Raw genomic sequence first — 11,706 nt, forward strand, 5'->3', positions numbered from 1 at the left:
GAGCCACATCCCGTGGTCGCCGCCTGCACGCTGCTGCCCTACGACGCCCAGTTCGAGATGGGTCGTTCGCTCAAGCAGTCACTGCAACCGGTTCGGCTCAACCATCCGCACTGCGCCAAGTTCTGCGTGCTCGGCGGCGGCGCCTGCTCCGCCGCGTGATCGCCGTCATCCTGCCCACCAGCAACGAGCTGGGGCTGGATTACCTGCCGCGACAACTCGCCAGCCTGCGCACCCATCCCGCGGTCGAGCTGATCTGCGTGGATAACGCGAGCACCGACGGCACGGCGGAGCGCATCGTCGACAGCGGCGCGCGCCTGATCAACCTGCCCGCGAGCAATCGGGCGCAACGCCTGAATGCCGGCATCCACGCCACCTCGGCGGACATGGTGCTACTGCATCACCCGCGCAGCCTGCTCGCACCCGGTGCGATCGATGCGCTGCTCGCCCTGCCCGCCGACGTGACCTGGGGCGGCTTCACGCATCGCTTCGATCAGGACCATCCACTGCTGGCCTGGACCTCGTTCTACTCCAACCGTGTGCGCATGGACCACGGGGGGATCGTCTACCTCGACCACTGCATCTTCTGCCGACGCGAGCCATTGCTGGCGGCGATGGTTCCGGAACTGGACATCTTCGAGGACACCGCGTTGTCCCGTCTGCTGCTGCGCCACGGCCGCCCACATCGCCTCGACACGCCCGCCACCACCTCCGCCACCCGGTACAGCCGCAACGGTGTCTGGCGGCAGGCGACCATGAATCAGCTGATGAAGCTCGGCTATCTCGCCGGTCTGTCGCCGGCACGGATGAACCGGATCTACGAACGCGGCCTGCACCTCAACGACGACGGACACGCCGGCCGCTAAGCCACTGCGCCCCGTCATCGGGCTGTCACCGGACGGCCGCATGATAGAAGGCTGCCTCCCCGACATCGGTCGACGGGCTGCCCGCGACCCGGCGCGGCACTCAAGAGCCCGACCGACGACGGACCACGGCAACCCGCTCCTGAATGTCGCGCAAGGATGTCTCCTCATGGCTCGTTACACCCGTCGCCAGTTTCTTGAAATGGCCGCCCAGGCCGGCGTCTATCTCCAGTCCGGCTGGATGCTCGGATGCAGCGATGGCGGCCCCGCAACGCCGGGCCTGCCCACGGATGCCGCGAGCTGCACGCCGTTGCTGAAATCGAACCTGGCGAACATCGGCCCGTTGGGCGAACCGCAGATGTTTGGCGATTTCGGTCTGCGCGTACCGGAAGGGTTCACCGTGAAGCTGGTCGCCAGGACGGGCGAGCCGCCGATTCCCGGCAAGGACTACATCTGGCACGAACTGCCGGATGGCGGCGCCTGCTTTCCCGCCGACGATGGCGGCTGGGTCTATGTCTCCAACAGCGAGAAGAACGAGGACGAGAACGAGCGCAACGTGTTCTACGAAGCCGGCGTGGGCGCGCTGCGCTTCAATGCCGACGGCGAGCTGATCGACGCCTATCCGATTCTCAGCGGCACCACCAAGAACTGCGCCGGCGGCCCGACCCCCTGGGGCACCTGGCTCAGCTGCGAGGAAACCGACACCGGCTACGTGTACGAATGCTATCCGCTCGGCACGGCGGATGACGCGGTGCGGCTTCCGGCGCTGGGCAAGTTCCAGCACGAGGCGGCCGCGGTGGATCCGCGATCCGATCCAATGCATGTCTATCTGACCGAGGACCAGCGCAATGACCCCGACGGCAACGGCGGCCTGTTCTATCGCTTCGTCCCCGACCGGAACGTCGCGGACCACTGGCGACCCGACCTCGGCAGCGGACGGCTGCAGGCGGCGGTTGTCGAGGCCGGCGACATCTTCGAACCCCGCGCGGTGACCTGGGCGGACGTCCCCAATCCGGAACCGCTGACGCTGTCCCCGCATGAAGCCGTTCTGCGGCCGATCCGCCGGCAGTTGCCGGAAGCGGAACACTTCGATGGCGGCGAGGGCATCTGGTATCACGCCACCGATCACAGCATCGTGTTCTCGACCAAGGGCGACAACCGCCTGTGGCGCTACGACATCGCCGCGGCCACCGTGCAGGCGATCTACGACGACGATGTGGGTGAGAACAACATCCTCAGCGCGCTGGACAACCTGATCATGAACGCCGATGGCGACGTCATCTGTTGCGAGGATGGTGATGACTCTCAGGTCGTCGGGCTGCTGCCGGATGGCCGTCAGGTTCCGCTACTGCAATTCGTCGCCGGTGGCGGCCCATCCGGCCCCTCCTTCAGCCCGGACGGCAAACACCTGTACGTCAGCGGCATGTCCGGCGGCACCTACGAAATCACCGGCCCCTGGTTCGTCTGCGAAGACACCTGAAACCCGGTCGCACATCCTGACCTGGCGAAGCGGCCGAAACCGGATCATGACCGTCGGGGGTATGGCCCGCCCACGTCAGCACCGCCACGCCGCCCACTTCAGGCGGGCAATCCTTACAATGCGACGAGTGCTTCTGGAAGGATGACAACGTGCGCTGGATTGCCCCGATTGCGGCGCTGTGCGCGGCTGCCGCGGCCACGGCCTGGTACGGCCTGCAACAGCAATGGTTCACCCACCCGGTCTGGCCGTTTCTGCTGCTGACCAAGTCGTTCGGCCTCGTGGCGGTCGCCGCAGGGCTCACCGTGCTGCTCGCCCGTCTGTCCGATGGCATCGCCACCGGGCAGCTGATCTGGCAGCAGCGCCTGCGCGCGCAAGCGGGCGCGGACCTCGACGAACCACTACGCGAAGTGACCTGGGCTCACTGGGCAATCGTCGCGATCCTGTGGATCGCGGTGCCGCTGACATTGCTGGACTGGTGGGGGCTCGGCGGGGTCAGCGAGCAGATGATCGACCGTCTGCTCACCACGGGCATCAGCGTCGGCGACATCCGCGTCGTACCGGGACAGATGCTGCTCGGCGCCGTCGTGTTCCTGATGCTGGTCTCGGGCTTTCGCTGGCTGTCCCACAGGCTGGAGACCAACTGGCTCGCCCACACGCCGCTGGACGCCTCGCTGCGGGAATCGGTCGCCACCCTGTTCGGCTACGGCGCCTTCGTGCTCGCGGTGCTGATCGGCCTGGCCATCGGGGGCGTGGATCTGACCAAGTTCGCCATCGTCGCCGGGGCGCTGGGCGTCGGCATCGGCTTCGGGTTGCAGAACATCGTCAACAACTTCGTTTCCGGCCTGATCCTGCTGTTCGAGCGCCCGATCCGCACCGGCGACTTCATCGACGTCAACGGCACCGAAGGCTTCGTCCGCAAGATTCGCATCCGCGCCACGGAAATCGAAACGCTCAACCGCCAGCACGTGATCGTGCCGAACTCCGATCTGATCTCCAACCACGTGACCAACTGGATGCTGCGCGACAAGTTCGGTCGCATCACCGTGGGCGTGGGCGTGGCCTACGGCAGCGACACCGCGCTGGTGAAGCGCCTGCTGCATGAGGTCGCCGATGGCCACGACGAGGTCATGGGCTCCGATCAGGCACTGGCGCCGAAACCCCTGGTCTGGTTCAGCAACTTCGGCGACTCGTCGCTGGACTTCGAGCTGAAGTGCTACGTGCGCGACGTGACCCGGCGCTACGCCGTCGCCAGCGACCTGCGCTTCGCCATCGACCAGGCCTTCCGCAGCAACGGCGTCACCATCCCGTTCCCGCAGCGCGATGTCTGGTTCAAGAACACGGCATCCGTGTCATCAGAGCAGCAGTCCGAAAGCTAGCCGAAGCCAACACGTCGTTTACGACGTGACGTCGATCCACCGCCGCGCGTCGGTCACCCCACCCAGCGCCGCGCGTTGCGGAAGATCCGCATCCACGGCCCGTACTCGCCCCAGGACGGATCGTTCCAGGAATTCGACACGGTGCGGATCACCCGCTCCGGGTGCGGCATCATGATCAGCACGCGCCCGTCGGCGGCCGTCACGCCGGCGATGCCGGCCGGTGAACCATTGGGGTTGGCCGGGTAGGCTTCGGTCACATCACCGCGGTTGTCGATGTATTGCAGGGCCACGCCATTGGCGGCCTGCAACGCGGCCTGATCCTCGGGCGAGGCGAACAGCGCCCGACCCTCGCCGTGCGACACCGCCACCGGCATCCGCGAACCCTGCATGTCCTCCAGGAACAGCGAGTTGGTGAACTTGGGCACCTGCACCATCGCCACACGGCCTTCGAACTGCTCGGAGGCGTTACGGACGAAATGCGGCCAGTGCTCGGCACCGGGGATCAGGTCACGCAGCTCCGCCATCATCTGGCAGCCGTTGCAGATGCCGAGCAGGAAACGGTCGTCCCGGCTCACGAAGTCGCGGAAGCGGTTCGCCAGTTCGGCGTGGAAGCGGATCGAACCCGCCCAGCCACGGCCGGCACCCAGTACGTCGCCGTAGGAGAAACCGCCCGGCGCGATCAGGCCGGCGTAGTCGTCCAGCGCATGCACCCGATCGATCAGATCGGACATGTGCACGTCCACGGCCTCGAAACCCGCGACGTGAAACGCGAAGGCCATCTCGCGGGCACTGTTCACGCCCTGCTCGCGCAGGATCGCGACCTTGGGCCGCGACAGGTTCAGGAACGGCGCGGCGATGTCCTCGCCAACGTCATAGGTCAGCGCCGCATGCAGGCCGGGATCGGCCTTGTCCAGCAGCATGGCGTACTCGTTGTCCGCACCGGCCGGGTTGTCGCGCAGGCGCTGCATCTGCCAGCTCGTCTCGGCCCAGCGCTGCTGCAGATCGCCACGGGTGGCGGCGAACACTTCGGCGCCGCCGACGGCGATTGTGATGGTCTGCGTCTCGTTGGGTCGGCCGAGTACCTGCACGCCGGCGCCGATGGCGAAGAAAACCTCGGTCAGTGCCTCCAGCTCGTCGGCACGAATCTGCACGACCGCGCCCAGTTCCTCGTTGAACAGCGCAGGCACCGGCAATTGCGTTCCGAGGTCGATGTCCAGACCGCAGCGGCTGGCGAAGGCCATCTCGCAAAGCGTGGTCAGCAGGCCGCCGTCGGAGCGGTCGTGGTAGGCCAGGAACCGGTCCTCGGCCTTTTGCGCGATCACGGTGTCGACAAAGGCCTTGAAGCCGGTCGCATCGTCCAGGTCCGGCACCAGATCGCCGGTCTGGCCGTAAACCTGGGCCAGCGCACTGGCGCCCAGACGCTGCTGCACCCCGGCCGGGGTCAACAGCACCAGCAGCGTGTCACCAGTGGCGTCCAGCACCGGGGTCAGTGTGCGGCGGATGTCCCGCACCGCCGAGAACGCAGTGACGATCAGCGACATGGGCGCGCTCATCTGTCGGCTCTCGCCATCAGCCGTCCAGCGCGCGCGCATGGACAGCGAATCCTTGCCGACTGGAATCGCGATGCCCAGCGCCGGACACAGTTCGGCACCAACTGCCCGGACCGTGTCGTAAAGCCTCGCGTCCTCCCCGGGTTCGCCACAGGCCGCCATCCAGTTGGCCGACAGCCGCACCCGGTCCAGGCGTTCGATGTCCGAGGCGAGCAGATTCATCACCGCCTCGCCCACGGCCATGCGACCGGAGGCCGGAGCGTTGAGCAACGCCACCGGCGTGCGCTCGCCCATGGCCATCGCCTCGCCGACATGGCCGGTGTAACCGCCCGCGGTCACCGCGACGTCAGCCACCGGCGTCTGCCAGGGGCCGACCATCTGGTCTCGGGCCACCAGCCCGGTGATGCAGCGGTCGCCAATCGTGATCAGAAACTGCTTGGAGCCCACCGACGGCAGCCGCAGCACGCGGTCGACGGCCTCGGCCAGATCGACATCGGCACCGGTCCAACCATCACCCGGCGAGGTCATGCGCACCACGTCGCGATGCATCCTGGGCGTCTCGCCGAGCAACACGGGCATGGGCATGTCGACGGCGTGACCACCGTCCTGGTCCAGCACTTCGAGCTGCGGGTTCGCGGTGGCCTCGCCTACCACGGCGAACGGGCAGCGCTCGCGCAGGGCAATCGCCCGGAACTGCTCCAGCGTTTCGCCGGCAATCGCGAGCACGTAGCGCTCCTGCGATTCATTGCTCCAGATTTCCATCGGGGAGAGCGACGGATCGGCCGAATGCACGTCGCTGAGCCGGATCACGCCGCCACGCCCGTCTTCGTCGATGATCTCCGGCAACGCGTTGGAGATTCCGCCCGCGCCGACATCGTGGATGGACAGAATCGGATTGGCCTCGCCCAGTGCGCAGCAGCGGTCGATGACTTCCTGCGCACGGCGCTGCATTTCGGGATTGGCCCGCTGCACCGAGGCGAAATCCAGCGATTCCTGCCCCTCGCCGGCACCGACCGAACTGGCGGCGCCACCGCCCAGGCCGATCAGCATCGCCGGCCCGCCCAGCACGATCAGCTTGGCGTCCACCGGCACGGCCAGTTTCTCCACATGCCCATCGCGCACGCTGCCGATACCGCCGGCGATCATGATCGGCTTGTGATAGCCGCGCAGCAGGCCGGCGACGGTCTGCTCATAGGTTCGGAAATAACCGGTCAGGTTCGGGCGGCCGAATTCGTTGTTGTAGCTGGCGGCGCCGATCGGGCCTTCCAGCATGATCTGCAAGGCGCTGGCCATGTGCCCCGGCTTGCCGACATCGACTTCCCACGGCCGCGGCATGCCCGGAATCTTGAGGTTGGAGACGGAGAACCCGCAGAGCCCGGCCTTGGTGTAGCCGCCACGGCCGGTCGCGGCCTCGTCGCGAATCTCGCCGCCGGCGCCGGTCGCGGCGCCCGGATCGGGCGAGATCGCGGTCGGATGATTGTGCGTCTCCACCTTGATGGAGATGTGCGACGGCTCCTCGGTCAGTGCGTAGACCGGCTCGCCGCTGACGCGAAACTGGCCACTGGGCTTCGCCTCCAGCACCGCCGCGTTGTCCTTGTACGCGGACAGAATGCTGTCCGGCGAAGCCGCGTGGCTGGCGCGGATCATGTCGAACAGCGACTGATCCTGCGGCTCGCCGTCAATGGTGAACCGGGCGTTGAAGATCTTGTGCCGGCAGTGCTCCGAATTGATCTGCGCGAACATCATCAGTTCGGCATCGGTGGGCTCGCGCGCGACATCCGCGTAGAACGCGGCGAGGTATTCGATCTCGTCGTCGGACAGTGCCAGCCCCAGCTCGGCATCGGCGGCACGCAGCGAGGCGACCGGATCGTCCCCCAGCGGCATGTGTCGCAACGGCCGGCGCGGCGGCGTCGCGAACACGGCGTCCAGATCGTCCAGCGTCGGCAGCACCTGTTCGGTCATGCGGTCGTGCAGCAGATCCAGCGCCGCCGGGTCCGGCTCGGCGCTGAGCATCAGCAGGCGCCCGCGCTCCAGCCGGTCCACGTCCATGCCGCAAACCCGGGCGATGTCGGTCGCCTTGCTGGACCACGGTGACAAGGTTCCGGCCCGCGGCAGGATGTAGCGGGCGACATCACCAGCCGGCTGCTCCGTGGTCACGCCGGGCAGCAGCTTTTCGATCACGTCCCAGTCGGCCGGGCGCGACGCGTTGACCAGATAAATCCACGCCGAACCCTGCACCGTGACCGGGCTGCCGGCCTCGGCCAGCGCCGCGTTCAACCGGTCCAGGCGAAAGGAGGACAGCGCGGCCTGGCCCAGCAGCAAGCGAGTGGTCATCGATCAATCCTGTGTCGTAAAAATCGGAAGCGTCCTCACGACGCCAATGTCCGCCAGTCCAGGCCGTCTTCCTGGTCGGCGATCTGTATCCAGTCGGTGTCGACACCCAGCGCGGTGGCCGCCGCCTCACGGGCCAGGGCCTGCGAATTGTTCTGCTCGGACAGATGCGCCAGCACCAGATGCTGCAACTTCGCGGCGCCGATCTCCGCGAGCAGCGCGGCGGACTGACAATTGCTCAGATGCCCCAGCCGGCCACCAACCCGCGTCTTCAGACTCTGCGGATACGGCCCGCGCGCGAGCATGTCGACATCGTGGTTGAACTCGATGGCCAGACCGTCGCAGGGCGCCAGCATCTCGCGGATATGCGGCGTGATGCAGCCGGCGTCCGACAGCACGCCCAGGCGCCATTGTCCGTCATGAAACACGAACTGGCAGGGCTGGCGGGCATCGTGCGGCACCGGATAGGGCTCGATCTCCAGGTCATCGACCGTGAACGGCGTGTGGCCGTCGATCACCCGCACGTCCACATCCGCATGCATCTTGCCCGCCGCGCGCGTACCCAGCGTCATGAACACCGCGAGCCCGTGGCGCCGTGCCAGCGCGCTGACACCGCCAATATGATCGCCATGTTCGTGGGTCACCAGCACCGCGGCGAGCTGCGCCGCCTCCAGTCCCAGACGTTGCAGGCGACGTTCCGCCTCACCGGCGGGAAAACCGCAGTCGAGCAGCACATGCGTGGACCCCGAGCTGATCACGGCGCCGTTGCCGCGACTGCCGCTACCCAGGTAGGCGAATCGCATCAGGGCGTTTCGGACTTGCCCTGGGTGTACATCGGGAACGGCGTCACGTTGGAGCCCTCCCCGACCGGCGTCAGCTTGGCCGTGCCGCGCTTGTCGACCTCGTCGATGCGCACCACGGCGTGCATGGGCACGAAGGAGCGCTTCACGTTCTCGAATTCCGCCGCGAGCTTTTCCTCGGACGGGTCGATCACCAGCGAGGTGCGCTCGCCAAAGACGAGTTCCTCGATTTCGACAAAACCGTAGAGCTCGCTGGAGGCGACGGAACGCGCGTAAACCTCGTACAGCTGCCCTTTATTGATGAACGCGACGCGATAAAGTGTCTTGGATTTCGCGGACATTTGAGTCATCGACGAGGCTGGCGGAACGACACGCTGCAGCGCGGGGGTTCCGTCTTGAGGAAACGCGAATTGTAGCAGGCTTGCCACCGGCCCTGACCGCGGAGAACGCATGGACGAAGCCACCGACATCACCCCCGGCGCGGCGCTGCTGATCAGCGTGCGCAGGCGCCAGCGTCTGGCCGCCGTGCATTTTCCCCAGGTCTCGCTGATCCACATCGTCGAGGGCATCAAGCGATTCCGTCACGGCGACCTCGTCGGCGAGGCGCAGGCCGGTGACGTGCTCGTCATCGGCGCCGGCGAATCGCTGGACCTGACCAACACCCCGCTGCCCGGCGGGCGCTATGTCGCGCGCTGCCTGAGCATCAGCTCCGATCTGATTCGCGACATGCCACCGCGCGATTCCGGAACGTCCCCGCAACCCGTCGCCCGGCTGCGTGACCCGCTGCTGAGTGAAGCGCTGGACCACGCCCTGGCCGCGCTGGACAACCCGTCCGACGTGCCTCCGGCGCTGATCCGGCACCGACTCGGCGAAATCGTGCTGACGCTGCGCCATCTGGGTCTGGGCCTCGACGTGCCGGCCACGGCCACCGTCAGCGAACGCCTGCGCAACCTGCTGGGCAGCCGACCCGGTCATGCCTGGCGGGCCGAGGACGCCGCGGCCCTGCTGCATCAGAGCGAATCGACCCTGCGGCGCCATCTGGCACGCGACAACACGAGCTTCCGCGAACTGCTGGACGCCGTGCGCATGGAACTGGCGCTGGGTCTGCTCCAGGGCGGCAACGCCCCCATCGCCGCCGTGGCGCTGGATTGCGGTTACCAGTCCGCGTCCCGGTTCGCCGCCCGGTTCCGGCAGCGCTACGGCATCACCCCCAGCGAACTGCGCGCCGGCCGCGCGATCAGCGGATTGAGCGATTCGGGCGCAAGAATGACCGGTTGAGGCGCATCGGCCCCGGATCAACGCGTCACCATGAACATCGGTTTTCCAGGAGCAGCACCATGCGCCATCTGATCGCCCTGTCCTGTCTGCTGATCAGCTCGACCGCCTTCGCCGGCCCGTCGTTCGTGCTCGGCAGTACCGATGTCTCCGAATCCACGCCCATCGGCAACCGCTTTGTATTCAGCGGGTTCGGCTGTTCCGGCGACAACCGCTCGCCGGCGCTGTCCTGGAGCGGCGTACCCGAAAACACCAAAAGCCTGGCGCTGACGGTTTACGATCCGGACGCCCCCACCGGCAGCGGCTGGTGGCACTGGGTGGTGATCGACCTGCCGGCGGCAACGGACGGCCTGCCTCGCGGAGCGGGCACGCCGGACGGCAGCGCGCTGCCCGATGGCGCCCGCCAGATCCGCACGGACTTCGGCCAGCCCGGTTACGGTGGCCCCTGCCCGCCCGCCGGTGACAAGCCCCACCGCTACATCTTCACGCTGCATGCGCTGTCGGTGGACACACTGCCGGTCCCTGAGGATGCGACCGCGGCCATGGCCGGCTTCATGATCAACGCCAACACGCTGGCCACCGCGACGCTCACCGCCCGCTACGGACGGTGAGCCCCGGCCAGCGCCAGCGGATCCCCCCGAAGCCACGGCATTTACGCCTGATGAAATCGCGGCACCGTGGCCCCCTGCGCATCGCGAGGGACCAGTTCCCGAAACACCACCGGGTGTGACAATTTCAAGGGCATCGGAATCGGGGTGGCACACTGTCTCGGAATTGCGGAACGGCTATGCCAACCGCGTGCGGGTCGACGCCTCCTCCAATTGAGGTGTTGTCGGTACGGCGACCTGAATCGCCCTGAAAGGCCGGGATCATGAACAAGCTCAAGGAAATCCTGCTGATCGACGACAACCCGGCGGACAACTTCCTCCACCGGGACCTGATCGAGGCAATGGACATCGCCGAAACGATCAACGAGGCGCATGACGGCGAGGCGGCCATCGACTACCTGCGCGCCGCCAACACCGACCCGGGGCGCACGATGCCCGACCTGATCCTCCTGGACGTCAACATGCCGCTGATGAACGGCTGGGAGTTTCTCGATCAGGCAGGGAAGGAGACGCTGCTGGAGCACTCCATCGTGGTGATGATGCTGACCACCTCGCTCAATCCCGATCACCGGGCATCAGCCGAACGCAGTCCGGAATTGGACGGCTTTCTCGGCAAGCCGCTGACGCGCGAGACCGTCGTCGACATTCTGGCGACACACTTCGGGAAATAAGCCACCTCCAGTACGGTCCGGACCGGGCGCTATCGCAACGATAGAGGATGCCAATGGAACGACGATGTTCCAGGCAGTTCTATCTATTGGCTGCGAGGTTCCAGAATCGCAGTCCGCCTTAACGAGCAGTCAAGGAGGACACCGTGAAAGACGAATCCACAACCCCGAATGCGGCATCGGCCTGCCCGCATGTTCAATCCGTTCAGTACGGAGACATCGAGACAACGCGAGGCTCCGGCGGCGAAACGCGGCAAACCGCGGATGCCGACCATCCCACACTGACCACACAACAGGGCGTGCCGGTCGCCGATGACCAGAACACGCTACAGATCGGCGAGCACGGGCCGAAGCTGCTGGAAGACTTCGTCATGCGCGACAAGATCTTCCATTTCGACCACGAGCGAATCCCGGAACGGGTCGTCCACGCCCGGGGCTTTGGCGCCAAGGGCTATTTCGAATGCTATGAGCCTCTGACGGAGGTCACCCGCGCGGCGCCCTTCCAGGCGAAGGGCAAGAAAACGGACGTCTTCGTGCGCTTTTCCACTGTTGCGGGCAACAAGGGATCGGCCGATCTGGCCCGTGATGTCCGCGGCTTCGCGGTGAAGTTCTACACCGACGAGGGCAACTGGGATCTGGTCGGCAACAACATCCCGGTGTTCTTCATTCAGGACGCGATGAAATTTCCGGATCTGATCCACGCCGCCAAGGCGGAACCGGATCGCGGATTCCCGCAGGCCCAGACCGCTCATGACAAC

10 protein-coding genes are annotated in these 11,706 nt (G+C 66.5%); 7 read left to right on the top strand and 3 right to left on the bottom strand.

The genetic code is table 11. The features are described 5' to 3' along the window. Positions 1-155 precede the first annotated feature (155 nt). From ABNS06_RS09715 to ABNS06_RS09725, 3 genes are all read left to right on the top strand, one after another. Positions 156-863: a glycosyltransferase gene (locus ABNS06_RS09715; RefSeq protein WP_348674252.1), complete on the top strand. Its 708-nt coding sequence runs from the start codon at positions 156-158 to the stop codon at positions 861-863. Positions 864-1,029: 166 nt separating this feature from the next. After that, positions 1,030-2,340 (top strand): alkaline phosphatase PhoX, encoded by a 1,311-nt coding sequence (locus ABNS06_RS09720; RefSeq protein ID WP_348674254.1) that lies wholly within the window; start codon positions 1,030-1,032, stop codon positions 2,338-2,340. Between the two features lie 149 nt (positions 2,341-2,489). Further along, on the top strand, positions 2,490-3,716 hold the full coding sequence (locus tag ABNS06_RS09725; protein WP_348674256.1) for a mechanosensitive ion channel domain-containing protein: 1,227 nt from the start codon (positions 2,490-2,492) through the stop codon (positions 3,714-3,716). A 53-nt stretch (positions 3,717-3,769) separates the two neighbouring features. On the opposite strand, the gene purL is transcribed toward ABNS06_RS09725, so the two are convergent. The 3 genes from purL to ABNS06_RS09740 are packed head-to-tail and all read right to left on the bottom strand — an operon-like array spanning position 3,770 to position 8,738. Next, the gene (gene purL / locus ABNS06_RS09730) at positions 3,770-7,600 is read right to left on the bottom strand and encodes a phosphoribosylformylglycinamidine synthase (protein ID WP_348674258.1); all 3,831 of its coding nucleotides are present in this window, start codon (positions 7,598-7,600) and stop codon (positions 3,770-3,772) included. A 35-nt stretch (positions 7,601-7,635) separates the two neighbouring features. Next, positions 7,636-8,400: an MBL fold metallo-hydrolase gene (locus tag ABNS06_RS09735; protein WP_348674259.1), complete on the bottom strand. Its 765-nt coding sequence runs from the start codon at positions 8,398-8,400 to the stop codon at positions 7,636-7,638. After that, positions 8,400-8,738, bottom strand: a complete 339-nt coding sequence (locus ABNS06_RS09740; protein ID WP_348674261.1) for a DUF1820 family protein — start codon at positions 8,736-8,738, stop codon at positions 8,400-8,402. Before ABNS06_RS09740 ends, ABNS06_RS09735 begins: the two co-directional genes overlap by 1 nt. A gap of 109 nt (positions 8,739-8,847) precedes the next feature. Between ABNS06_RS09740 and ABNS06_RS09745 the strand changes: the two genes are divergently transcribed. The 4 genes from ABNS06_RS09745 to ABNS06_RS09760 all read left to right on the top strand — a co-directional run. Then, complete coding sequence (locus tag ABNS06_RS09745; protein WP_348674262.1) at positions 8,848-9,675, top strand: helix-turn-helix transcriptional regulator; 828 nt, start codon at positions 8,848-8,850, stop codon at positions 9,673-9,675. Between the two features lie 59 nt (positions 9,676-9,734). Beyond that, positions 9,735-10,283, top strand: a complete 549-nt coding sequence (locus ABNS06_RS09750) for a YbhB/YbcL family Raf kinase inhibitor-like protein (protein WP_348674264.1) — start codon at positions 9,735-9,737, stop codon at positions 10,281-10,283. Between the two features lie 260 nt (positions 10,284-10,543). After that, positions 10,544-10,951 carry a response regulator gene (locus ABNS06_RS09755; RefSeq protein WP_348674266.1) on the top strand — a complete coding sequence of 136 codons (408 nt, stop codon included), beginning with the start codon at positions 10,544-10,546 and terminating at the stop codon, positions 10,949-10,951. Positions 10,952-11,166: 215 nt separating this feature from the next. After that, on the top strand, positions 11,167-11,706 hold a 540-nt coding region (locus tag ABNS06_RS09760), incomplete at its 3' end, for a catalase (RefSeq protein WP_348674268.1).

Origin of the sequence: uncultured Abyssibacter sp., assembly GCF_964000955.1 — a bacterium.
Lineage (GTDB): Bacteria > Pseudomonadota > Gammaproteobacteria > Nevskiales > OUC007 > Abyssibacter.